Below are 23906 nucleotides of genomic sequence, written 5' to 3'. Positions count from 1 at the left end.
GAGTCTCTCAAATTTTCGCAATCAGAAGTGAAACATCTTCGGGTTGTGAGGTTAAGCGACTAAGCGTACACGGTGGATGCCCTGGCAGTCAGAGGCGATGAAGGACGTGCTAATCTGCGAAAAGCGCCGGCGAGGTGATATGAACCTTTGACCCGGCGATGTCCGAATGGGGAAACCCAGTGCAATTCGTTGCACTATCGTTAACTGAATACATAGGTTAACGAGGCGAACCGGGGGAACTGAAACATCTAAGTACCCCGAGGAAAAGAAATCAACCGAGATTCCCCCAGTAGCGGCGAGCGAACGGGGAGCAGCCCAGAGTCTGAATCAGCTTGTGTGTTAGTGGAAGCGTCTGGAAAGTCGCACGGTACAGGGTGACAGTCCCGTACACGAAAGCACACAGGCTGTGAACTCGAAGAGTAGGGCGGGACACGTGGTATCCTGTCTGAATATGGGGGGACCATCCTCCAAGGCTAAATACTCCTGACTGACCGATAGTGAACCAGTACCGTGAGGGAAAGGCGAAAAGAACCCCGGCGAGGGGAGTGAAAAAGAACCTGAAACCGTGTACGTACAAGCAGTGGGAGCACCTTCGTGGTGTGACTGCGTACCTTTTGTATAATGGGTCAGCGACTTATATTCTGTAGCAAGGTTAACCGTATAGGGGAGCCGAAGGGAAACCGAGTCTTAACTGGGCGTTAAGTTGCAGGGTATAGACCCGAAACCCGGTGATCTAGCCATGGGCAGGTTGAAGGTTGGGTAACACTAACTGGAGGACCGAACCGACTAATGTTGAAAAATTAGCGGATGACTTGTGGCTGGGGGTGAAAGGCCAATCAAACCGGGAGATAGCTGGTTCTCCCCGAAAGCTATTTAGGTAGCGCCTCGTGAACTCATCTTCGGGGGTAGAGCACTGTTTCGGCTAGGGGGCCATCCCGGCTTACCAACCCGATGCAAACTACGAATACCGAAGAATGTTATCACGGGAGACACACGGCGGGTGCTAACGTCCGTCGTGAAGAGGGAAACAACCCAGACCGCCAGCTAAGGTCCCAAAGTCATGGTTAAGTGGGAAACGATGTGGGAAGGCACAGACAGCCAGGATGTTGGCTTAGAAGCAGCCATCATTTAAAGAAAGCGTAATAGCTCACTGGTCGAGTCGGCCTGCGCGGAAGATGTAACGGGGCTAAACCATGCACCGAAGCTGCGGCAGCGACACTATGTGTTGTTGGGTAGGGGAGCGTTCTGTAAGCCGTTGAAGGTGTGCTGTGAGGCATGCTGGAGGTATCAGAAGTGCGAATGCTGACATAAGTAACGATAAAGCGGGTGAAAAGCCCGCTCGCCGGAAGACCAAGGGTTCCTGTCCAACGTTAATCGGGGCAGGGTGAGTCGACCCCTAAGGCGAGGCCGAAAGGCGTAGTCGATGGGAAACAGGTTAATATTCCTGTACTTGGTGTTACTGCGAAGGGGGGACGGAGAAGGCTATGTTAGCCGGGCGACGGTTGTCCCGGTTTAAGCATGTAGGCGGAGGTTCCAGGTAAATCCGGTACCTTATTAACGCTGAGGTGTGATGACGAGGCACTACGGTGCTGAAGTAACAAATGCCCTGCTTCCAGGAAAAGCCTCTAAGCATCAGGTAACACGAAATCGTACCCCAAACCGACACAGGTGGTCAGGTAGAGAATACCAAGGCGCTTGAGAGAACTCGGGTGAAGGAACTAGGCAAAATGGTGCCGTAACTTCGGGAGAAGGCACGCTGATATGTAGGTGAAGCCCCTGCGGGTGGAGCTGAAATCAGTCGAAGATACCAGCTGGCTGCAACTGTTTATTAAAAACACAGCACTGTGCAAACACGAAAGTGGACGTATACGGTGTGACGCCTGCCCGGTGCCGGAAGGTTAATTGATGGGGTTAGCGGCAACGCGAAGCTCTTGATCGAAGCCCCGGTAAACGGCGGCCGTAACTATAACGGTCCTAAGGTAGCGAAATTCCTTGTCGGGTAAGTTCCGACCTGCACGAATGGCGTAATGATGGCCAGGCTGTCTCCACCCGAGACTCAGTGAAATTGAACTCGCTGTGAAGATGCAGTGTACCCGCGGCAAGACGGAAAGACCCCGTGAACCTTTACTATAGCTTGACACTGAACACTGGTCCTTGATGTGTAGGATAGGTGGGAGGCTTTGAAGCGTGGACGCCAGTCTGCGTGGAGCCGTCCTTGAAATACCACCCTTTAATGGCTGGTGTTCTAACGTAGACCCGTGATCCGGGTTGCGGACAGTGTCTGGTGGGTAGTTTGACTGGGGCGGTCTCCTCCCAAAGAGTAACGGAGGAGCACGAAGGTTAGCTAATCCTGGTCGGACATCAGGAGGTTAGTGCAATGGCATAAGCTAGCTTGACTGCGAGAGTGACGGCTCGAGCAGGTGCGAAAGCAGGTCATAGTGATCCGGTGGTTCTGAATGGAAGGGCCATCGCTCAACGGATAAAAGGTACTCCGGGGATAACAGGCTGATACCGCCCAAGAGTTCATATCGACGGCGGTGTTTGGCACCTCGATGTCGGCTCATCACATCCTGGGGCTGAAGTAGGTCCCAAGGGTATGGCTGTTCGCCATTTAAAGTGGTACGCGAGCTGGGTTTAGAACGTCGTGAGACAGTTCGGTCCCTATCTGCCGTGGGCGCTGGAGAATTGAGGGGGGCTGCTCCTAGTACGAGAGGACCGGAGTGGACGCATCACTGGTGTTCGGGTTGTCATGCCAATGGCACTGCCCGGTAGCTAAATGCGGAAAAGATAAGTGCTGAAAGCATCTAAGCACGAAACTTGCCCCGAGATGAGTTCTCCCTGAGACTTTAAGTCTCCTGAAGGAACGTTGAAGACGACGACGTTGATAGGTCGGGTGTGTAAGCGCAGCGATGCGTTGAGCTAACCGATACTAATGAACCGTGAGGCTTAACCTTACAACGCCGAAGGTGTTTTGGCGAAGAGACAGAACAATCAATTTCAGCCTGATACAGATTTAACAGAATTTGCCTGGCGGCTTTAGCGCGGTGGTCCCACCTGACCCCATGCCGAACTCAGAAGTGAAACGCCGTAGCGCCGATGGTAGTGTGGGGTCTCCCCATGTGAGAGTAGGGAACTGCCAGACATCAAATAAGTGAGAAGGCCATCCGAAAGGATGGCCTTTTTGCGTTATGATTCTCGTGAAAACCGTAAGCCCGGTAAGCGCAGCGCTACCGGGCAAAAACTGCTGATTAATGAATCACCTGCGACAGGAATGCTCGCGTACGCTCTGACTTCGGATGCGCAAAGAACTCATCCGGTGGCGCCTGCTCAACAATCTCCCCACGGTCCATAAAGATCACCCGATCGGCGACGGTTCGTGCAAAACCCATCTCATGCGTCACGCACAGCATGGTCATGCCGGATTGTGCCAGCCCAATCATGGTGTCCAGAACCTCTTTCACCATTTCCGGATCGAGGGCAGATGTCGGTTCATCAAACAGCATAATTTTCGGTTTCATACACAGAGAACGGGCGATAGCCACACGCTGCTGCTGGCCACCCGATATCTGGCCAGGGAACTTATTGGCATGCTCTGCGATGCGCACTCGCTCCAGGTAGTGCATTGCCAACGCCTCGGCTTCCTTTTTCGGCATCTTCCGTACCCAAATCGGTGCAAGCGTACAGTTCTGCAGAACGGTCAGGTGCGGAAACAGATTAAAGTGCTGAAAGACCATACCCACTTCCTGACGCACGCGTTCGATATTGCGGATATCTTCATTCAGCTCGATACCATCAACCACAATGCGTCCTTGCTGATGTTCTTCAAGATGATTAATACAGCGAATGGTTGTGGATTTCCCGGAGCCAGAAGGGCCGCAAAGGACGATGCGTTCGCCCTGCTTGACCTTGAGATTAATGTCCTTCAGGACATGAAACTGTCCGTACCATTTATTCACATTTTCCAGCGTAATCATCGCGTCGGCAGGTGTCATAGTTATTTGGCTCATAATTTCCTCAGTGCGGTGTACGCCCGGTGTTAAAGCGCTTTTCCAGATGCTGGCTGTAGCGCGACATGCTAAAACAAAAGATCCAGTAGATCAGGGCAGCAAAGACATATCCTTCGGTGGACATACCCAGCCAGACTGGGTCAACGGTTGCCTGCTGCACGCTGCTAAAGAGATCGAACAATCCGATGATGATCACCAGGCTGGTATCCTTGAAGAGGGCAATGATCGTGTTGACCAGACCCGGGATGACCAGCTTGAGTGCCTGGGGAAGAATGACCAGCCCCTGCGTTTTCCAGTAACCGAGAGCCAGTGACTCCGCCGCTTCGTACTGCCCTTTAGGCAACGCCTGCAGACCACCACGAACAACTTCAGCGACATAGGCGGACTGGAAGAGAATCACCCCGACCAGGGCACGGATCAGTTTGTCGATCGTTGTACCTTCTGCCATAAACAGCGGTAGCATGACCGACGACATAAAGAGAACGGTAATAAGAGGTACGCCGCGCCAGAACTCAATGAAGATAACGGAGAGCACGCGGACGATCGGCATTTTTGAACGTCGCCCCAGAGCAAGTAGAATCCCCCACGGTAGCGCACCGGCTATCCCCACTGATGCGATAATCAGCGTCAGCGTCAGCCCGCCCCACTGGCGTGTTTCAACGCGTTCCAGCCCCAGAAAACCGCCATAGAGCAGCACCCAGACAATAATCGGATAAACCACCGCCCAGACGGCAATATAGCGTCCACGGTGAGGCAGCTTTTTCCAGAACATGACTGCGACAGAGAGCAGGCCGATAACCAGCGCCAGATTAATCCGCCAGCGCTGTTCATGCGGATACAGCCCATACATGAACTGACCAAAGCGTTCATGGATAAACACCCAGCAGGCGCCGGCTTTTGTACAGTCTGCCCGGGTTGAACCGACCCAGTTGGCCTGTAAAAACGCCCAGTTCAGCAGGGGAGGAATCAACTCCCACATGAGCCACAGGCAGACAATCGTCAGCAGGCTGTTACTCCAGCTGGAGAACAGATTCTTGCGCGCCCAGAGAATGAAACGTCCACCTGTCGAGTTGGCAGGGCGCGAGGAGTGCGACAGTATCGCTTTTGTCATCATAAATCCTTAGCGCTCGACCAGTGCTATACGACGGTTATAAAGGTTCATCAGCAATGAAATCACCAGGCTGATGATGAGATAGACAGACATGGTGATGGCGATGGTTTCAATGGCTTGTCCGGTCTGGTTAAGCACGGTTCCGGCGAAGAGCGACACCATATCGGGATAACCAATGGCAGCGGCCAGCGACGAGTTTTTGACAATATTAAGATACTGGCTGGTCAGCGGCGGAATGATGACCCGTAAAGCCTGCGGGATGATGACCTGGCGAAGCGTCACGGTATGCGGTAATCCCAGTGAGCGTGCCGCCTCGTGCTGTCCGTAAGGTACGGCCTGGATCCCGGCACGGATAATCTCGGCAATAAACGCGGACGTATAAATCGACAGCGCCAATGTCAGAGCTGCCAGCTCGGGAATTAATACCATCCCGCCCTGAAAGTTGAAGCCCCGCAGATGGGGAATGTCCCAGTGCAGTGCGGCCCCAAACAGCCAGTGAGCCACCAGCGGCAGGCTAACGATCAGGACGACTGCCGTGGGCCAGGTTCTGCGAAGCTGACCGGTTTTGATCTGATGCGTGCGGTTAAAACGGAATACCCCAACAGTGAGAGCAAGCGCGATTGCAATCGCGCCGATAAAAGCGTACAGACCTTCACCTGGCAGAGGAGAAGGAATGGATAGCCCACGGTTGCTCAGGAAAAAAAGCTCAAACGCGTCGACGGCCTGACGGGGGCCGGGTAGGTTACGCAAGACGGCAAAATACCAGAAGAAGATCTGCAGGAGCGGGGGGATATTGCGGAACGTTTCAATATAAACAGTCGACAGCTTCCGCAGGAGCCAGTTTTCAGAAAGACGCGCCAGACCGATAAAGAAGCCCAGTATCGACGCGAAGACGATACAAAGCGCCGATACCAGCAGCGTATTCAGTAAACCGACCACGAACACGCGTCCATACGTGTCACCTTCCTGGTAATCAATAAGATGCTGAACAATGCCAAATCCCGCGCTGCGGTCTAAAAACGCGAAACCGGAGGTAATGCCGCGATTATTCAGGTTGGTGATGGTGTTATGGATGAGATACACGGCGATGAGAACAACCGCAACAATAGCAATAATCTGGAATAGCCAGGCGCGGACCGCGGGATGAGAAAAGGATAGCGATCCTTTTACGGCTGAGCGGCGATGGGACATAAGAAACCTCAGTAACCATGACTCTGGAGTGGGCACTGCCGGAGCAGTGCCCGTTACAGCTATGACTTAACGTACTGGTGGTGCGTACTGAATACCGCCGTTGTTCCAGAGATTGTTCTGGCCGCGTTTGATCTTCAGCGGGCTTTCCGATCCCACGTTGCGTTCAAAGATCTCAGAGTAGTTGCCCACCTGTTTGATGATGTTGTAGGCCCACTTGTTATCCAGCTTCAGATCCTTGCCGAAATCACCTTCTGTACCCAGCAGGTGTGCCATATCCGGGTTGGATGGTTTAGCCGCTTTCTCATCCACGTTTTTCGAGTTGATGCCCATCTCTTCTGCGTTCAGCATGGCAAACAGCGTCCAGCGAACAATGGAGAACCAGTCTTCATCGCCACGACGTACCACCGGCCCGAGAGGTTCTTTGGAGATCACTTCAGGCAGAACAATCCATTCTGCCGGGTTGCTCAGCTTAATGCGTAAGGCATACAGCTGTGACTGGTCAGAGGCCAGCGTGTCGCAACGGCCGGATTCCAGCGCTTTGGCCGACTCATCCGAGCGGTCGAATGTCACTGGCGTGTATTTCATGTTATTTGCTTTGAAATAATCGGCGACGTTCAGCTCGGTATCGGTGCCCGCCTGAATACAAACGGTAGCGCCATCCAGCTCTTTGGCGCTTTTCAGGCCCGCTTTATTGTGGGTCAGGAAGCCGATACCGTCATAATAGGTCACGCCCGTGAATGACATCCCCATCCCTGCGTCGCGGGAGGAAGTCCAGGTGGTATTACGGGAGAGCATGTCAACCTCACCGGACTGCAGCGCCGTAAAGCGTTCTTTCGCCGTCAGCGGGGTATATTTTACTTTGCTGTCATCACCAAAAACGGCGGCAGCAACGCCACGGCAGACGTCCACATCGATACCGGTAAATTTGCCGTTCGCATCGGCATAAGAGAAGCCAGGCAAACCGTCACTGATACCGCATTGAACAAAACCTTTCTTTTTAACGGCATCCAGTGTCGTTCCCGCATGGGCTTGACCGGCTAAGGCAAACATCATGCCTGCAGCGGCCAGGCTGGCTATCATCGTCTTTTTCATAATGCATCCTGTGTGGCGAAATTTATCGTTATAGAGGCGTTTTTAAACGCTTTACCTGTCTGTGGCGTTGGCCAACGTTTATAAAGCAAACGTAATGCCAGTTTTGCGTCCGACAAAATTAGAGATGAGTGAACGCTTAATGCTGAGTTTAGACAGGCTTAAATAAAACGAGCGCCCTGAAACGGTGCGAAATTACAACCTGCGCCACAAATTGGAGCAAAAGTTTTGAGTCGCGTCAGGAAAAAGACGAGATAGTTTCTAGCGTGAATATTGGCAGGATATTCAATAATATTAATGTGTGAAAATCATCACAATAGAACCGGTAATTTAAATGAGTATACGAAAAAGATGTGACTGGCTTCAGCATGAAATGAACAGCGTGAATAAATACGGGGCTATTTTTTTACTTATTTGAAAATAGTGCACTGATTAAAAGCAAAAGCGCGGTCAGAGCCGCGCTTTCTTAACAGCAGTTACTTCGTCAGGGCAACAATACCCAGCGTCAAACCCGCCACTGCGGCAGCACCGCCGGCGATAGCACCCGCAGTTTCCCAGTTATCCTGGGTGGTGCCTTTCATACAGGTATTGGTATGAACCAGTCGGCCCTGGTCGTCGTAAACCGGTACACATGGAGAGTCGTGCGCGCAACCAGCAAGCAGCGCAGCGAGGAGTGCAACGGAAATGAATCTTTTCATGATGTTACCTCAGTATTATTTCTCGTCCGCTATAAAGCCAGGAGGGCAATTAACGAACTGGAGGTTATTTTACCACCGGGGTAAGTCCACGTTACACGAGGAATAATCTCAAATTATGTAGTTTGTAAAAATCGTGGAGAAAAGTCGGTTTCAGGACGAATTAATGGAGACATTATGAAGGGATAATAGAGTGTTTTTACTTAATGCAAATCATCGTATTTTTAACGTGACTTTTGCTTAATGCCTAATTCATTGTTTATCTTAAAAATAAAAAAGGCACCCGAGGTGCCTTTTTAGGGACATGTTAATCTTTATGACGGGTAAAGCGTCGACGGACAACCACAAAGAAGACGGGCACGAAGAAAATCGCCAGAAGCGTTGCGGAAAGCATCCCCCCCATCACGCCCGTACCGACGGCGTTTTGCGCGCCGCTCCCGGCCCCTGAGCTGATCACCAGCGGCATGACGCCAAGGATAAAAGCCAGGGAAGTCATCAGGATCGGTCGAAGGCGCATCCTTGACGCCTCCAGTGTGGCTTCAATGATGCCTTTACCTTCTTTCTCCATCAGGTCCTTAGCAAATTCGACGATCAAAATGGCGTTTTTCGCCGATAAACCAATCGTCGTCAGCAGACCGACCTGGAAATAGACGTCATTGTTTAATCCACGCAGCGACGCTGCGAGAAGCGCCCCAATGACCCCCAGCGGCACAACCAGCATAACGGAGAACGGAATGGACCAGCTTTCATACAGCGCTGCCAGACACAGGAACACCACGATCAGTGAAATGGCGTACAGGGCAGGTGCCTGGTTACCCGAAAGCCGCTCCTGATAAGACATCCCCGTCCAGTCATATCCGATACCGGAAGGCAGTTTTGCCGCGAGGCTTTCCATCATAGCCATAGCCTCACCGGTACTTTTACCCGGGGCTGACTCACCGAGGATCTCCATAGAGGGCATCCCGTTATAGCGCTCCAGTCGGGGTGAACCATAGACCCAGCGAGCGTTGCTAAAGGCTGAGAAAGGGACCATTTCTCCATTCGCGCTGCGCACGTAAAGGTTGTTAATATCTCCTGGCAACATACGGAATTTTGCGTCGGCCTGTACGTAGACTTTTTTCACGCGCCCATGATCGATAAAGTCGTTCACATAGGTGCCACCTAAGGCCGTTGAAATCGTCTGGTTGACGTCAGAAAGACTGACGCCCAGCGCCTGTGCTTTCTCCTGGTCGACATCCAGCTTGAACTGGGGCGTATCTTCAAGACCGTTAGGACGCACGCTAACCAGCAGATCAGAGTGCTCTTTCACCATGTTAAGCAGTTGGTTACGCGCCTGAGTCAGCTGGGTATGCCCCAGGTTAGCCTGATCGATCAATTCAAAATCGAAGCCCGTAGCGGTACCCAGTTCGATAATTGCAGGCAGGTTAAACGGGAACACGAGGCCATCTTTAATCTGACTGAAGGCTTTAGTCGCGCGACCGACAATCGCCTCAACGCCGTTTTTCTGTCCCGGGCGTTCCTCCCAGGGCTTCAGGCTGACGAAGGCAATGCCGGCGTTCTGACCCTGGCCGCTAAAGCTAAAGCCATTTACGGTAAAGACGGATTGGACGTTCGCCTTCTCTTTGTTCAGGTAATAGTCCTGTACCTGGTCGAGCACCTGTTGAGTACGCGTCTGAGTTGCACCTGCCGGGAGTTGAACCATCGTCATGAACACCCCCTGATCCTCTTCGGGCAGAAAGGAGGTAGGTAAGCGCAGGAAGAGCACCGCCATCCCACCGACGATGATGACGTACACCACCAGATAGCGCCCTGTCTTGCGCAAAATACCGCTCACGCTGTTGCTGTAGTGCTCCACGCTTTTATCAAAGAGCGCATTAAACCAGCTGAAAAAGCCACCTTTTTTCTGACGATGGTCGTCGGATACGGGCTTAAGCAACGTTGCGCAGAGTGCGGGCGTCAGGATTAGCGCAACCAGTACCGACAGCGCCATAGCGGACACGATAGTCAGTGAGAACTGGCGATATATTGCTCCAGTCGAGCCGCCAAAAAAGGCCATTGGAATAAAGACCGCCGAGAGCACCATGGCGATCCCTACCAGCGCACCCTGGATCTGCTCCATCGACTTCTGCGTGGCCTCTTTGGGCGGCAGGTTATCCTCGACCATGACGCGTTCAACGTTCTCAACGACCACAATAGCGTCATCGACCAGCAGACCTATCGCCAGCACCATGCCGAACATCGTCAGGGTATTGATGGAGAAACCAAATGCCGCCAGAACCGCGAAGGTACCCAGCAGAACGACCGGCACCGCGATAGTCGGGATGAGTGTCGCCCGCAGGTTTTGCAGGAACAGGTACATGACCAGGAAGACGAGAATGATTGCTTCAAACAGGGTCTTCACCACTTCGTGAATAGAGATTTTTACAAAAGGCGTGGTGTCATAGGGATAGACAACTTTCAGACCCTGTGGGAAGAACTGCTGCAGTTGCGCCAGCTTGCTCTTAATGGCAGCCGCGGTGTCCAGCGCATTTGCTCCGGTTGCCAGCTTGATCCCGAGACCGGTTGCTGCCTGCCCGTTGATTTTAGTGACCATGTTATAGTTTTCGCCACCGAGCTCAATGCGAGCCACATCCTTCAGATGAACCATCGAGCCGTCCTGATTCACCTTGAGCGTCACGCGGCCAAATTCCTCCGGTGATTTCAGGCGAGTTTGCGCGATGATCGAGGCATTCAGCTGCTGACCGGGAATGGACGGCGTTCCGCCCAGCTGGCCTGCCGCTATCTGGTCGTTCTGCGTTTTCAGCTGGCTGATAATATCCAGCGGCGTCAACTGGTATTTGTTCATCGCGTTGCTGTCAAGCCAGATGCGCATCGCATACTGAGCACCAAACAGCTGCACGTCGCCGACGCCAGACGTTCGGCTGATGGCATCTTTGACGTTTGAGGCGACGTAATCAGAGATGTCGTTCTGTGTAAGATTCTTGTTGTCTGAAACAAAGCCGGCGACCAGCAGGAAGCTGCTGCTGGATTTCTCCACGCCCATTCCTTGCTGCTGCACCTCTTGCGGCAGCAGCGGCATCGCGAGCTGCAGCTTGTTCTGCACCTGCACCTGAGCGATATCCGGATCGGTTCCTGACTCGAAGGTCAGAGTGATGGTGACGTTGCCCGCTGAATCGCTGGTGGAGGACATATACATCAGGTTATCGATACCGTTCATGTTCTGTTCGATAACCTGGGTCACGGTATCCTGTACTGTCTGGGCATCTGCTCCCGGGTAGGTCGCGGATATCGCCACGGCGGGAGGTGCAATGGTCGGATACTGTGCGACGGGAAGTTTGAGAATGGCCAGCCCGCCAGCAATCATCAAAATGATAGCAAGTACCCAGGCGAAAACCGGTCTCTGAATAAAGAAATTAGCCATGTCGTCGTCCCTTAACCGGCTGGAGTCGTTGTGGTATCCGGCGTGGCGACGACGGTTACCCCCGGTCTGATTTTCTGTAGCCCGCTGACGATCACGCGGTCACCGTTTTTCAGCCCTTCGGTTACCAGCCAGCGGTCCCCAATCGCCTGAGGCGCAACGACGGTACGCGACTCAACCTGGTTTTTATCGTTCACCACCATCACGGTGGCTTCGCCTCGCGGCGTGCGGGTCACGCCTTGCTGGGGAACCAGAATCGCATCCGGCTGCGTACCTTCATCAATGCGGGCGCGAACGAACATGCCGGGTAACAGCAGATGTTGAGGATTCGGGAAAATGGCGCGCAGGGTAATCGAGCCGGTACTTTCGTCCACCGTGACGTCAGAGAACTGCAATGTGCCTTTCAGCGGATAGGGCTGTCCGTTCTCCATCAGTAGCTCAACGCTGCTGGCGTTACCGCCTTTTTGCAGGCCCGTTTGTTTAAGGCGCATAAAATCATTGCTGGACTGGGTGACATCGACATAAATAGGATCGAGCTGCTGGACCGTTGCCAGTGCAGCGGTTTGTCCGTTCGTCACCAGCGCCCCTTCCGTCACGCTGGATTTGCCGATGCGACCATCGACGGGAGACGTCACCTTGGTATAAGCAAGATTGATTCGTGCACTTTCAACGCCCGCTTTGGCGGCGACGACGCTGGCATCTGCCTGCTGGGCCGTGGCGACGGCCTGGTCATACTCTTGCTTGCTGACATACTGTGTGCCGACCAGCGGGAGATAACGTTTCACCGTCAGGTGCGCAATATTGGCCGCCGCCTGGGCCTTCGCCAGCTCGCCTTTCGCGTTATCGTATGCCGCCTGATAGGTTGCAGGATCAATCTGATAAAGCGAATCCCCGGCTTTTACATCGCTACCTTCCGTGAAGTTGCGGCGCAGGATGATACCGCTAACCTGCGGACGAACCTCTGCAACGCGGAACGCATCTGTTCTTCCCGGGAGTTCAGTGGTGACAGCCAGAGGTGCACTTTGCACAATATGCACGCTGACCTGAGGTGCCTGCAGGTGTTGTTGATTTTCCTGACCATCGCATCCAGTGAGCAGTACCGCGCAGACAATGAAACCGGATAAGGGCAAGCGTCTGAAATGATTCGTCATTACTGTTCCTTTAAATACCCATAAACCGATATATGCCGCGAATCGGTAGCGGGGCAGAGGGATAAAAAAATAAAATGTAGCTGCGTATAATAATGAGGGTATTTAATCTTTTTTAATTTATAAGTGCGAATGACCATGCTTGCAGAAAAAATCAGAATCAGACCATGTCCATTCAGGGGTATACTTCATGTATGTTAATCAGGTAAGTGAGTTTAATGCTTCTTGTTATTCATGCCGCCAATTTAATTGATTTAATGTATTTGTATTAATTATAAATTAATAGAGGTGACTTTTTTTGTGCAAAATTAAAACGGATTTTAGTGAATACTTACATTTGCATGAACGCAATATTACCTTTAAACCTTCTGAGTCACGAGTAGTTGCCTATGGCGCGTAAAAAGAAAGACGAAGCTCAACAAACCCGGCAGAAACTGATTGAGGCGGCTATCGGACAGTTTGCGACGCGTGGCGTAGCCAGCACGACGCTGACGGATATCGCTGATGCTGCTAAGGTGACGCGCGGCGCTATCTACTGGCACTTCACCAGTAAATCTGAAATATTTAATGCCATCTGGGAACAGCAATTACCCCTTCGCGACATTATCCGCGACAGGCTTTCCCTTTCCGATAGTGACGATCCCTTGTTAAAACTTCGTGAGCAATTTATTACTGCGCTGCAGTATATTGCCCATGAACCCCGGCAATGTGCGCTTTTACAAATCCTGTATCATAAGTGTGAATTTAGCGGTGATATGATTTCAGAGCATGAAATCAGAAAACGTATTGGATTTAATGATGATACGCTCCGTGCCACGCTGGAGACCTGTATTTCGCGGAATATCATTTCGCCAAAGGTGAATGTTGATCTCACCTTGATTGTATTCCACGGGTTTTTTAGCGGCATAATTAAAAACTGGCTAATGAATACCGACAGTTTTAATCTTTATCAGCAGGCCCCCGCCCTGGTTGATAGCATTCTGGCGACACTTCCTGTCATTCGCGTGTCGCCTGATGATGCTTACTACTCAGCGGCAGGTAACATTTCCCCTCGGGCACAAAGTGCTTCGATGGTTTCCGCGCTGACGGGTTTACCTAACAGATAACCCTGAAGGGTGTTACAGCCTAGCTCGGTCAAAAAGGCCTGCTGCGCTTCGGTTTCTACACCTTCAGCCACGACTTTCAGGTTAAGTGTTTTTGCAAGGGCTACAATCGCTGAGACAATAGTCGCATCCTCACTCTCCCCGCTAAGCTCTTGTACAAACGCCCTGTCGATTTTTAGTTCGCAGGCCGGTAAGCGTTTGAGGTACAGCAGGCTTGAATATCCGGTGCCAAAATCATCAATGGAGGCTTTCACCCCCGCATCCGTCAGCTCTGTCAGCACTCGTACGCTCTCATTCGGGTTGCTCATCGCCGTGGTTTCCGTCACTTCGAGGATCAACAATTCCGGTGGCACCTGGTGAAGTGCCAGGCAGTCGAGAACCGTTTTAACCAGCGAAGGTTGTTCAAACTGCAGTGTCGACAGGTTTACCGCCATTGACCAGCTTTGATGCCCCTGCAGATGCCATTCCCGCAGCTGGCGACAGGCTTCATTAATCACCCAGTTGCCTATGGGGATGATCAGCCCCGTTTTTTCCGCCAGCGGCAGGAAAAGGTCAGGGGTCAGTAACCCCTGCTTAGGATGCTGCCAGCGTAATAACGCCTCGAATCCGAGGACAGGACCCGCGGGGGCGTTGAATTTTGGCTGATAAAGCAGGCGCAGCTCATTGCGCTCGATTGCCATCCACAAATCGTTCATTAACTGGAGATGGGTCTGCGCCAGGGTGTTCATGGAGGGCTGGAAAAAATGGTAACCGTTACGGCCCATATGCTTCGTGTGATACATCGCCGCGTCGGCGTTAAACATCAGCTCACGCTCGGTTTTGCCGTCGTGAGGGTACAGCGCAATACCAATGCTGAGGGTAACCACCAGTTCATAGGGACTGAGATTGAATGGACTATCGATCGCGCGTACCAGCGAATTCGCCAGCGACGCCGCGTCGTCCGGACCTTCTCCCTCTGCCAGCAGAACAAACTCATCACCGCCAATACGTGCAAGGGTGAACTGGCCTTTCAGGAGAAGCAGCAGACGCTGTGTAACGGCGACCAGCAGCCTGTCACCGACATCATGGCCGTAGGCATCATTGATGGCTTTAAAACCGTCAAGATCCATGAACATCAGGGCAAAATGGGTTCTTTCACGATCGGCTTTGCTGATGGCCTGATCGAGTCTGTCTTCCAGCAGGATACGGTTGGGCAGACGCGTGAGGGTATCGTGTAGAGCCAGTTGAGCGAGTTCCCGGTTAGCTTCTGCAAGCGACGAGGCCAAAAGGGCGGTACGAGCCTGAAGGCGGGCATCCAGCATCGAGACCAGCAGGGTGATCCCAAGAATAGAGAGCGCGACGACGCTGACCAGCACCGCCAGCCAGCTCCCGTTGATACCCTCATGATGACCCATTGTGGACATCGGAAACTGCGCCGCTTTCATCCCGGCATAGTGCATACCGGCAATGGCAATTCCCATCGTGATGGCGGCACCCATGCGCATCAGCACGACCTGCGCTGCTTCGTGGCGCAGGCGGAAGGTCAGCCATAACGCCGCGAGTGAAGCGGCAAGCGCAATCGCGACCGAAATGGCCACCCAGACCTTGTCCCAGATAATCCCGGGCATCACTTCCAGCGCCGCCATACCGGTGTAATGCATTGCAACTATACCGCTTCCCATCACCAACGCTCCGGGCAGCAGTCGGCGCAGGCGTAATTGCTCGCAGCTAACGAGCCATAGCGCAAATAGCGACGACCCCACGGCGATGACCATGGATAAGACCGTCAGGGTGGCGTTGTAGCTCATGCTCATGGAGAGGTCCGTCGCCAGCATGCCGATAAAATGCATGGCCCACACGCCAATACCCATAGCAATACCGCCGCCAGCCAGCCAGACGCGGGCAGCGACGCCCTCGCTTCCGGCAACGCGTGCAGCCATATTCAATGCGGTATACGCAGCAAGGATGGCAACAACAAAGGAGAGGACGACAAGGATATGGTTGTATTGGCTGACCAGCATGGACGGTTCTACTCGAGTGTGGGGTTACGCTAGAGCGGTTGAGAAGGGCGAGACATTATCACCGTCAGGTAATGGCTCAAAGGGATTTAAATCCCCGTTTTTAGTGGGTAATAACAGGTGATTTGCGCAATCGGACGCTTAGTCGAGCTCTGAGCAGTTCACGAGTTTAAGGGGATTCACGGAGTTCATATTGCGACACTTATCGGTTTCGGTGCTCATCAGTTCAATCCACTGCATCAGGAGTGCATCGAAAATGAGAACGGAGATTGCAAAGACAACCAGCCACCAGTATTTACGAATCATTGTGTCATTCCGCGAGAAGAGCGCCAGTAAGGTGGGGGAAATATACACCAAAATCTGCGGTTTTAAAGCGGGATAAGTGAAGGTTTACAAAGCGTTGACGGACTGAAGCAGGGGAATAAAAAAGGCGCTTCCCCATGCCGAAGAGCGCCTTTTTAAACAAGCATTCAACTGATTAGTATCAGTTCATGCCGTATTTTTTCAGTTTCTTACGCAGAGTACCACGGTTGATACCCATCATCAGCGCAGCGCGGGTTTGGTTACCGCGGGTGTATTGCATCACCATGTCCAACAGTGGCTGTTCAACTTCAGCCAGTACCAGCTCATACAGGTCATTAACATCCTGACCATTCAGTTGAGCAAAATAGTTCTTCAGTGCCTGTTTAACCGAGTCACGCAGGGGTTTTTGAGTTACCTGGTCCTGAGAGTTAACGGTAGAAACGGTCAGTACGTCAGAATTTACGCGTTGTTCGAACATAGTTCTGTCAGCTCTTTATTTCATTACGCAAGATTTTCGAAGTATGCCTCCAACGCCTCCAGCTGTACGCTGGCATCCTCTATGGCGTTGAATGTGCGCCGAAACTGGTCATCTGGAGCGTGCTCCTGGAGATACCAGGAGACGTGTTTACGCGCAATTCGGTACCCTTTTGCATGACCGTAGTGGTCATGCAGTTCCCGAACATGCGAACAAAGCAAGCGCTTAACCTCTGCCAGAGGCAGCGGGGCAAGCAGCTCCCCAGTGTCCAGATAATGCTGGATTTCCCGGAAGATCCAGGGTCTTCCCTGAGCTGCACGTCCTATCATCAGAGCATCAGCTCCCGTATAGTCGAGTACAGCCCTGGCTTTAAGCGGGTCAGTTATGTCGCCATTCGCGATAATCGGAATGGAAACTTTCTGCTTAACTGCCCGAATGCTGTCGTATTCAGCTTCGCCGTTGAACAAACAGGCGCGAGTGCGTCCATGAATGGTCAGGGCCTGAATGCCACAGTCTTCGGCCAGTTGGGCAATCTCTACACAGTTACGGTGTTCCGGCGACCAACCCGTGCGAATCTTCAACGTAACAGGAACGTCCACCGCGCTGACAACCGCCGTCAGGATAGCTTTCACCTGGTCGGGGTATTGCAGAAGGGCTGAACCTGCAAGCTTGCGATTCACCTTTTTGGCCGGGCACCCCATATTGATATCAATAATCTGGGCACCACTTTCCACGTTAATTCGCGCGGCATCTGCCATCTCTTCAGGCACGCTTCCGGCAATTTGCACGGTGCGAATACCTGGTTCATCAACGTGCACCATCCGAAGGCGGGATTTATCGCTTTCCCAAACCTGCGGGTTAGACGACATCATCTCGGATACGGTTAAACCGGCTCCCATCTCATAGCACAGCGTCCTGAACGGCCGGTCTGTAATACCTGCCATTGGGGCTGCGATCAGGCGATTTCTAAGCTGGTGGTGTCCGATGCGCATGAGTTAAGAAATGACCATACTGTGACTGCAAGGCGGCGTATATTACGCATTTTTTGCACGAGATGAAAGGCCAAACTTTGAACAATCCACTGTTGTAGATCAAGGAATCGCCGCTCAATCTTTCCGTTAAGAATTATTCACTATTTAAATCATTGTGTTATGCGAGAATGACTATTTTATGGGCGCTTACAATTTCCCGTAACTTCTCATCATTTCTGAATAAAGGGCTTACCTGAGCGGGATAATCTGCTGTTTTTAGCAGCAGATTTCCCGTCTTCTTTGCGATCTGCGTCGCATTTTAGAACATGATCTTTAGCCTCTGGATGGGCGTTATTCGACCACAACACGCCCATGCAGAGACTGTACCGGACGGTTATTATCGTGATGCATTGTCCCGGTGAATCTGGCAAGTTGTTCTGCAGAAACCGTCAAGGGTTGCTTGAGCACAATCCAGGTGACGCCTTCTGAACACGGCGGGGTGGTCAGTGAACCGCTAAAGCGCCAGTACGTTTTATCTTTCGGCAGCAGTTTGTTCAGGTTGAGATCCTGTTTGATGGAGACGTTCTGCTCGGCCTGCTGAGGCATAACGCGCCACAGTTTTTCAAGCTCCGGGTTTGTGGCCCCTTTATCAAACATGACCGCCACCACCGTCAGTTCCCCGCCGGCATTTTTATGAACCAGATGCATTTCCATCGCGTACCTTTTGCCATGCACGGTATTTTCGCTCGGCGCGTGAAAATGGAACTGTTGTAACGTCCAGGTTTGCTTATCAAGAGTAAGGGTATCGCGGGTGTCAGCCTGTTCACCAGCCTGAATGGTATGGCCATTGTTTGTCAGTGTAACAGGGCCATCAACGTAGTGGGTTTGCAGCGGGGAAAGATGGGCGTTAGCGGTCGAATCAATATTAATCGGAGACTGGTTCATCCCGCTTTGACAGGTCTTGTAGGCCTCGTCCAGCTCGCCCCAATGTTCCGGTGAACCTTCCCCTTCGTAGTTCCAGTGTGATGCAAATGCTGAAGCCGAGATCATGCTCAGCGCCAGCAGCGCTGCCTTGCCTGTAATGTGTTTCATCATATTCTTCCGGTGAATTTTTGTAATACAAACCAACGTGATTTGTGTGGTTATTTTACCGAAGAATGACCGGGGGAGAGAGGATTATCAAAGGGAGAAAGGCGTGGTCAGATGACCACGCCAGATTCTTATTTTTTACGGCCGGTGATGCGGCACCACTCTTCTTTTTCCACGACCGGATCGAGGGCAAAGAGATCGGCGTAGGCTTCACATACGCTGTCGGCCTGGCTTGCCAGGATACCGGAAAGCCCCAGCAGACCGCCCTCAACGGGCAGCACGCTGATTAGCGGGGCCAGCTCGCGCAGTGGGCCCGCCAGAATGTTTGCGACCACCACGTCGGCTTTCATCGCTTCTGGCTGCGCATCCGGCAAATACAGCTCCAGTCGATCGGAAACGCCATTACGCTCGGCGTTGTCACGGCTGGCCTGAATCGCCTGCGGATCGATATCGATCCCGATAGCTTTTGCCGCGCCCAGTTTCAGGGCGGCAATCGCGAGGATCCCGGATCCACAGCCGAAGTCGATTACCGTCTTACCGTCCAGATCGAGACCATCCAGCCACTGCAGACACAGGGAGGTCGTTGGATGGGTGCCGGTACCAAACGCCAGACCCGGATCGAGCATGACGTTAACCGCGTTTTCATCAGGAACCTCGCGCCAGCTCGGGCAGATCCACAGGCGTTTGCCGAACTGCATCGGGTGGAAGTTATCCATCCACTCGCGTTCCCAGTCTTTATCTTCCAGCTGTTCGATTTTATGGGCAAAACCCGCACCCAGCAGAGGATGATTCTCCAGAATCGCGACAACCTCTTTCATGTCGGTTTCGGCATCAAACAGGCCAATAACGTCGGTATCACCCCACAGGCGGGTTTCGCCCGGCAACGGCTCAAAGACCGGCGTGTCATGCGTGTCCTGGAAGGTGATAGAGACCGAACCGGCCTCCATCAGCGCATCGCTCAGTTCCTCGGCGTTAGCGCCGGTTGTGTTCAGTTTTAGTTGGATCCACGGCATGGCAAAACTCTTTATTTATCAGTAGAAATCACAGCGGGCTGTGGGACGGGCTGACCGAAACGGTTTCCCACCACAAACGCCAGTAAACTCAGCAGTAACGAAGGCACAATCGGATGGAAGCCCAGGTACTGAATCTTAAACGTTGCAAGGACGGCGTACAGCACACCGCCGACAATCATGCCGCTCAGCGCGCCCGCAGCGTTTGCACGCTCCCAGTAGAGCCCTAACACCAGCGGCCACAGGAATACCGCTTCAAGCCCACCAAACGCCAGCAGGTTCAGCCAGATGATCATCTCAGGCGGGCGCCATGCGGCTAACAGCAGCAATGCCCCTAACGTCAGAGTAATAATGGCCGACATGCGCTTCAGGCGCCGTTCATTCTCTGCCTGCTCAGGACGCAGGTTCAGATAGAGATCTTTAATGATCGTAGCGGAACTTTGCAGCAGCTGAGCGTTGATTGTCGACATAATGGCGGCCATCGGGGCTGCGAGGAAGATCCCGGCGGCAAATGGCGGCAGCACTTTAACCATCAGGGTTGGGATAACCAGATCGGGTACGGTAAGGTCAGGAATAACTGCCCGACCTAACGCGCCCGCCAGGTGCATACCAAACATCAGGATCGCAACCACGATAGTGCCGATAATGATACCTCTGTGCACAGCTTTGCTGTCTTTGTAAGAGATACAGCGCACGGCGGTATGCGGCAGGCCAATCACTCCAAAGCACACCAACACCCAGAACGAGGTCATAAAGGTTGGCGAAAGGATGTCATCTGCGCCCTGCGGAGAGACCAGTTTCGGGTCGATGGTTTCCAGCGTTTCGACTGCGTGGCTCAGGCCACCAGCAGCATGCACAATGCCCACCAGCAGAACAATGGTGCCAACAAGCATCACCAATCCCTGCATCGTATCGTTCAGCACGCTGGCGCGGAATCCGCCGAACGCGGTATACAGCGCAATGCTGACTCCGAAGATGATCAAGCCTGTCTCGTAGGGGATCCCGGCCGCCGTTTCCAGCAGGCGTGCCCCGCCGATAAACTGCACCGTCATTGCGCCAATAAAGGCCACCAGCAGGCTTATGCTGGCCAGCCACACCAGTAAACGGCTCTGATAGCGGGCAAAAAGCATATCGTTGAGCGTCACGGCATTATAACGGCGCGCCAGAATGGCAAATTTTTTGCCCAGTATGCCCAGTGAGAGCCAGACGGCTGGAAGCTGGATCATCGCCAGAAGCACCCAGCCTAACCCGTATTTATAGGCTGCTCCGGGTCCGCCGATAAACGAACTGGCACTGATGTAGGTCGCGGTAAGCGTCATGGCCAGCACGACGCCGCCCATCGAGCGGCTACCAAGAAAATACTCGTTCAGGAAGGTGCCCGTCGTTCTTTTACGCATGGCGTAAACGGACAAACCAAACACCACTAACAAGTAAGCGATAAGCGGCAGAATGACTTCAAGCTGCATCATCGTCCTCCAGCGGGATATCGCGATAGATGAATTTCACCATTGCCCAGCACAGCAGGATGAAGACCAGCGGTACCAGCAGGCACGCCATTTCGAACCAGTGCGGCAGGCCGGTGAAGCCAATAGCGGAGTCAGGTAAGTAAGCAGTTACCAACCATGCTGCGAGATAGAGAAGGGTCAGCCACAGCGCCCAGCGCGCTTCTTTATGGGCCTGAACAAAACGTTTGTCCATTTATTGTCCCTTGTGGATGAAGAAAGCGGGGATTGTACATGATGAGCCTTTCCTGGCCCCAGAAATAAAAAAAGCCGGATAATCCGGCCTTTTAGCAACACAGGTCTCTTACTTCTCGTTCAGACCGAGTTTTTTCTCCAGATAGTGGATGTTAGTTCCACCATTCTGGAAGTGCTCGTCGCTCATGATGCGCATCTGCAGATCAACGTTGGTTTTGATACCGTCGATGATCAGCTCCTGCAGGGCATTCTTCATGCGGGCAATCGCCACGTCACGATTTTCGCCGTAGCAGATGAGCTTGCCGATCATTGAGTCATAGTACGGCGGTACGGTGTAACCGGCGTAGATATGAGACTCCCAGCGCACGCCAAAGCCACCCGGCGCGTGGAAACGCGTGATTTTGCCCGGGCTTGGCAGGAAGGTGTTCGGGTCTTCGGCGTTGATACGGCATTCTACCGCATGGCCTTTCACCACAACTTCTTCCTGCTTGATGGAAAGCGGCTGGCCTGCAGCGATACGCAGCTGCTCTTTGATCAGGTCAACGCCGGTGATCATTTCGGTAACCGGGTGCTCAACCTGAATACGGGTGTTCATTTCGATGAAATAGAACTCGCCGTTCTCGAACAGGAACTCAAAGGTACCCGCTCCACGATAGCCGATATCGACACACGCTTTAGCGCAACGCTCGCCGATGTAGCGACGCAGTTCCGGGGTAATGCCCGGCGCTGGTGCTTCTTCGACCACTTTCTGGTGACGACGCTGCATGGAGCAGTCACGTTCTGCCAGATAGATTGCGTTGCCCTGACCGTCAGCCAGCACCTGAATTTCGATGTGGCGTGGGTTTTCCAGGTATTTTTCCATGTATACCATGTCATTGCTGAAAGCGGCTTTCGCTTCTGCTTTGGTCATGGAGATGGACTGCGCCAGTTCAGCATCGCTACGCACAACGCGCATACCGCGACCGCCGCCGCCGCCGGACGCCTTGATGATAACCGGGTAGCCAATGCGTTTAGCATGAGCACGGTTAGCATCCATGTCGTCGGTCAGAGGGCCGTCAGAGCCTGGTACGGTTGGAACACCGGCTTTTTTCATCGCGGTGATTGCAGACACTTTGTCGCCCATCAGGCGGATGGTGTCGGCTTTCGGGCCGATGAAAATGAAGCCAGAGCGTTCAACCTGCTCAGCAAAGTTGGCGTTCTCAGAGAGGAAGCCATAACCCGGATGAATTGCCACCGCGCCGGTGATTTCAGCGGCGCTGATGATAGCCGGGATGTTCAGATAGCTTTTTACGGACGGAGCCGGGCCAATACAGACCGTCTCATCCGCCAGCAATACGTGTTTTAAATCGCGATCCGCGCTTGAGTGCACAGCGACGGTCTTGATGCCCAGTTCTTTACAGGCACGAAGAATACGCAGTGCGATCTCGCCGCGGTTGGCGATAACAATTTTATCCAGCATGTACGCCTCGTTACTCGATGACGACCAGCGGCTCGTCAAATTCAACCGGCTGACCACTTTCGACCAGAATCGCTTTCACAGTACCTGATTTGTCTGCTTCGATCTGGTTCATCATTTTCATCGCTTCTACGATGCACAGGGTATCGCCGACGTTGACTTTCTGACCCACTTCGATGAACGCCTTCGCGTCAGGGCTCGGGGTGCGGTAGAAAGTACCAACCATTGGGGAACGTACGATGTGACCACTGATTTCTGCTGCAGCGGCAGGTGCGGCTTCAGCTGCTGGTGCAACGGCTGCGGAGAGCGCAGGCTGCTGCACTGGCGCAGCATAAGCCTGCTGCATTACCGGGAAGCTAGCGGCTGGGGCTGCACGGCTGATGCGTACAGACTCTTCGCCTTCAGAAATTTCCAGTTCGGAGATGCCTGATTCTTCAACCAGCTCGATCAGTTTTTTAATCTTACGAATATCCATGAGTGGGTTCCGTACTCTTGTTTAGTGTGATTGTGACAAGCGTTTTACCGCTGTCTGTAAAGCGTATGAATAGCCGTCTGCGCCCAGTCCACAGATAACGCCAGCAGCGATATCCGACAGATACGAATGGTGGCGGAACGGCTCTCGGGCGTGCACATTACTCAGGTGGATCTCGATAAACGGGATACTCACCGCGAGAAGTGCGTCGCGGATAGCAACACTGGTGTGCGTAAACGCGGCCGGATTGATCAGGATATAGTCCACATTGTCTTTAGCCTGATGAATACGGTCGATGAGTGCGTACTCCGCATTCGACTGAAAATGATCCAAATCCACATTCAGCGACGCTGCTTCCGTTCCAAGACGGTTAACAATTTCACTCAATGTCAGCGTGCCGTACTTCTCTGGCTCACGGGTGCCGAGCATGTTCAGGTTCGGTCCGTTCAAAACTAAGATATGGAACTTATCAGTCATTATGCCGCTATCTCCTGCGATTTTCGGGTAAAAAACAAAATATACCTTCGAAACGCAAATGTCACCTTTTCAGAGGCTTAAAACCGCTGTCAGGCGAACCAAGGTCGCACATTATAACGATTTCGTAGCATTTAGCAGCTAAATACTGGTCTTATCAGGGAAGATTATCAACCGCTATCCGAAAAAGATTTGCGGTT

General features: G+C 52.8%; 19 protein-coding genes and 2 rRNA genes. 3 read left to right on the top strand and 18 right to left on the bottom strand.

From position 1 onward, the window contains the following. The first annotated feature begins 49 nt into the window (after positions 1 to 49). A 23S ribosomal RNA gene (locus tag AB3N39_RS18840) occupies positions 50 to 2954 on the top strand. Between the two features lie 72 nt (positions 2955 to 3026). Further along, positions 3027 to 3142, top strand: a 5S ribosomal RNA gene (gene rrf / locus AB3N39_RS18835). Positions 3143 to 3248: 106 nt separating this feature from the next. Here the strand turns inward: rrf and AB3N39_RS18830 are convergent. The 7 genes from AB3N39_RS18830 to AB3N39_RS18800 all read right to left on the bottom strand — a co-directional run bounded on the left by AB3N39_RS18830 (position 3249) and on the right by AB3N39_RS18800 (position 12662). Further along, positions 3249 to 4007: an amino acid ABC transporter ATP-binding protein gene (locus AB3N39_RS18830; RefSeq protein ID WP_014171880.1), complete on the bottom strand. Its 759-nt coding sequence runs from the start codon at positions 4005 to 4007 to the stop codon at positions 3249 to 3251. Positions 4008 to 4014: 7 nt separating this feature from the next. Beyond that, positions 4015 to 5118: an amino acid ABC transporter permease gene (locus tag AB3N39_RS18825; protein ID WP_023309439.1), complete on the bottom strand. Its 1104-nt coding sequence runs from the start codon at positions 5116 to 5118 to the stop codon at positions 4015 to 4017. Positions 5119 to 5127: 9 nt separating this feature from the next. Beyond that, positions 5128 to 6309, bottom strand: a complete 1182-nt coding sequence (locus AB3N39_RS18820) for an amino acid ABC transporter permease (protein ID WP_143345599.1) — start codon at positions 6307 to 6309, stop codon at positions 5128 to 5130. A gap of 66 nt (positions 6310 to 6375) precedes the next feature. Further along, a complete protein-coding gene (locus AB3N39_RS18815) occupies positions 6376 to 7401 on the bottom strand; it encodes an amino acid ABC transporter substrate-binding protein (RefSeq protein ID WP_143345598.1) in 1026 nt (341 codons plus the stop codon). 473 nt (positions 7402 to 7874) lie between these two features. Then, entirely contained in the window at positions 7875 to 8096 is a 222-nt protein-coding gene (locus AB3N39_RS18810) for a lipoprotein (protein WP_008502867.1), read from the bottom strand. Between the two features lie 304 nt (positions 8097 to 8400). Continuing rightward, a complete protein-coding gene (locus AB3N39_RS18805) occupies positions 8401 to 11514 on the bottom strand; it encodes an efflux RND transporter permease subunit (protein ID WP_136195019.1) in 3114 nt (1037 codons plus the stop codon). An 11-nt stretch (positions 11515 to 11525) separates the two neighbouring features. Then, the gene (locus AB3N39_RS18800) at positions 11526 to 12662 is read right to left on the bottom strand and encodes an efflux RND transporter periplasmic adaptor subunit (RefSeq protein WP_367896950.1); all 1137 of its coding nucleotides are present in this window, start codon (positions 12660 to 12662) and stop codon (positions 11526 to 11528) included. A 386-nt stretch (positions 12663 to 13048) separates the two neighbouring features. Between AB3N39_RS18800 and envR the strand changes: the two genes are divergently transcribed. Beyond that, complete coding sequence (envR, locus tag AB3N39_RS18795; protein ID WP_136195021.1) at positions 13049 to 13765, top strand: acrEF/envCD operon transcriptional regulator; 717 nt, start codon at positions 13049 to 13051, stop codon at positions 13763 to 13765. Here the strand turns inward: envR and AB3N39_RS18790 are convergent. The 11 genes from AB3N39_RS18790 to aroQ all read right to left on the bottom strand — a co-directional run bounded on the left by AB3N39_RS18790 (position 13684) and on the right by aroQ (position 23709). Further along, complete coding sequence (locus AB3N39_RS18790; RefSeq protein ID WP_367896949.1) at positions 13684 to 15762, bottom strand: putative bifunctional diguanylate cyclase/phosphodiesterase; 2079 nt, start codon at positions 15760 to 15762, stop codon at positions 13684 to 13686. The two genes, envR and AB3N39_RS18790, sit on opposite strands and share 82 nt — an antisense overlap. A 138-nt stretch (positions 15763 to 15900) precedes the next feature. Further along, entirely contained in the window at positions 15901 to 16065 is a 165-nt protein-coding gene (locus tag AB3N39_RS18785; protein WP_008502862.1) for a DUF2556 family protein, read from the bottom strand. 178 nt (positions 16066 to 16243) lie between these two features. Continuing rightward, on the bottom strand, positions 16244 to 16540 hold the full coding sequence (gene fis / locus AB3N39_RS18780; protein WP_000462905.1) for a DNA-binding transcriptional regulator Fis: 297 nt from the start codon (positions 16538 to 16540) through the stop codon (positions 16244 to 16246). 23 nt (positions 16541 to 16563) lie between these two features. Next, entirely contained in the window at positions 16564 to 17529 is a 966-nt protein-coding gene (gene dusB / locus AB3N39_RS18775; protein WP_136195022.1) for a tRNA dihydrouridine synthase DusB, read from the bottom strand. 330 nt (positions 17530 to 17859) lie between these two features. Continuing rightward, a complete protein-coding gene (locus AB3N39_RS18770; RefSeq protein WP_136195210.1) occupies positions 17860 to 18600 on the bottom strand; it encodes a carbonic anhydrase in 741 nt (246 codons plus the stop codon). 128 nt (positions 18601 to 18728) lie between these two features. Further along, a complete protein-coding gene (gene prmA, locus AB3N39_RS18765; protein WP_008502859.1) occupies positions 18729 to 19610 on the bottom strand; it encodes a 50S ribosomal protein L11 methyltransferase in 882 nt (293 codons plus the stop codon). 11 nt (positions 19611 to 19621) lie between these two features. Then, on the bottom strand, positions 19622 to 21073 hold the full coding sequence (panF, locus tag AB3N39_RS18760) for a sodium/pantothenate symporter (protein ID WP_252093511.1): 1452 nt from the start codon (positions 21071 to 21073) through the stop codon (positions 19622 to 19624). Next, a complete protein-coding gene (locus AB3N39_RS18755; protein WP_111964999.1) occupies positions 21063 to 21305 on the bottom strand; it encodes a YhdT family protein in 243 nt (80 codons plus the stop codon). The genes panF and AB3N39_RS18755 overlap by 11 nt, the downstream gene beginning before the upstream one ends. A gap of 108 nt (positions 21306 to 21413) precedes the next feature. Continuing rightward, positions 21414 to 22763 (bottom strand): acetyl-CoA carboxylase biotin carboxylase subunit, encoded by a 1350-nt coding sequence (gene accC, locus AB3N39_RS18750; RefSeq protein WP_003860388.1) that lies wholly within the window; start codon positions 22761 to 22763, stop codon positions 21414 to 21416. A gap of 10 nt (positions 22764 to 22773) precedes the next feature. After that, on the bottom strand, positions 22774 to 23235 hold the full coding sequence (gene accB, locus AB3N39_RS18745) for an acetyl-CoA carboxylase biotin carboxyl carrier protein (RefSeq protein ID WP_010436174.1): 462 nt from the start codon (positions 23233 to 23235) through the stop codon (positions 22774 to 22776). Between the two features lie 21 nt (positions 23236 to 23256). Beyond that, positions 23257 to 23709, bottom strand: coding sequence for a type II 3-dehydroquinate dehydratase (aroQ, locus tag AB3N39_RS18740; protein ID WP_023309405.1), 453 nt, complete (start codon positions 23707 to 23709; stop codon positions 23257 to 23259). Between the last annotated feature and the right edge of the window lie 197 nt (positions 23710 to 23906).

Source organism: Enterobacter vonholyi (genome assembly GCF_040834095.1).
Classification (GTDB): domain Bacteria; phylum Pseudomonadota; class Gammaproteobacteria; order Enterobacterales; family Enterobacteriaceae; genus Enterobacter; species Enterobacter vonholyi.
Note: the sequence above shows the minus strand (reverse complement) of the source record. Positions and strands in the feature narration are given on the sequence as shown.

Bases quoted from the DNA above. Each gene is read 5' to 3' on its own strand.
- AB3N39_RS18830 (WP_014171880.1), bottom strand. From the start codon at position 4,007: ATGAGCCAAATAACTATGACACCTGCCGACGCGATGATTACGCTGGAA.
- AB3N39_RS18825 (WP_023309439.1), bottom strand. From the start codon at position 5,118: ATGACAAAAGCGATACTGTCGCACTCCTCGCGCCCTGCCAACTCGACA.
- AB3N39_RS18820 (WP_143345599.1), bottom strand. From the start codon at position 6,309: ATGTCCCATCGCCGCTCAGCCGTAAAAGGATCGCTATCCTTTTCTCAT.
- AB3N39_RS18815 (WP_143345598.1), bottom strand. From the start codon at position 7,401: ATGAAAAAGACGATGATAGCCAGCCTGGCCGCTGCAGGCATGATGTTT.
- AB3N39_RS18810 (WP_008502867.1), bottom strand. From the start codon at position 8,096: ATGAAAAGATTCATTTCCGTTGCACTCCTCGCTGCGCTGCTTGCTGGT.
- AB3N39_RS18805 (WP_136195019.1), bottom strand. From the start codon at position 11,514: ATGGCTAATTTCTTTATTCAGAGACCGGTTTTCGCCTGGGTACTTGCT.
- AB3N39_RS18800 (WP_367896950.1), bottom strand. From the start codon at position 12,662: ATGACGAATCATTTCAGACGCTTGCCCTTATCCGGTTTCATTGTCTGC.
- envR (WP_136195021.1), top strand. From the start codon at position 13,049: ATGGCGCGTAAAAAGAAAGACGAAGCTCAACAAACCCGGCAGAAACTG.
- AB3N39_RS18790 (WP_367896949.1), bottom strand. From the start codon at position 15,762: ATGCTGGTCAGCCAATACAACCATATCCTTGTCGTCCTCTCCTTTGTT.
- AB3N39_RS18785 (WP_008502862.1), bottom strand. From the start codon at position 16,065: ATGATTCGTAAATACTGGTGGCTGGTTGTCTTTGCAATCTCCGTTCTC.
- fis (WP_000462905.1), bottom strand. From the start codon at position 16,540: ATGTTCGAACAACGCGTAAATTCTGACGTACTGACCGTTTCTACCGTT.
- dusB (WP_136195022.1), bottom strand. From the start codon at position 17,529: ATGCGCATCGGACACCACCAGCTTAGAAATCGCCTGATCGCAGCCCCA.
- AB3N39_RS18770 (WP_136195210.1), bottom strand. From the start codon at position 18,600: ATGAAACACATTACAGGCAAGGCAGCGCTGCTGGCGCTGAGCATGATC.
- prmA (WP_008502859.1), bottom strand. From the start codon at position 19,610: ATGCCGTGGATCCAACTAAAACTGAACACAACCGGCGCTAACGCCGAG.
- panF (WP_252093511.1), bottom strand. From the start codon at position 21,073: ATGCAGCTTGAAGTCATTCTGCCGCTTATCGCTTACTTGTTAGTGGTG.
- AB3N39_RS18755 (WP_111964999.1), bottom strand. From the start codon at position 21,305: ATGGACAAACGTTTTGTTCAGGCCCATAAAGAAGCGCGCTGGGCGCTG.
- accC (WP_003860388.1), bottom strand. From the start codon at position 22,763: ATGCTGGATAAAATTGTTATCGCCAACCGCGGCGAGATCGCACTGCGT.
- accB (WP_010436174.1), bottom strand. From the start codon at position 23,235: ATGGATATTCGTAAGATTAAAAAACTGATCGAGCTGGTTGAAGAATCA.
- aroQ (WP_023309405.1), bottom strand. From the start codon at position 23,709: ATGACTGATAAGTTCCATATCTTAGTTTTGAACGGACCGAACCTGAAC.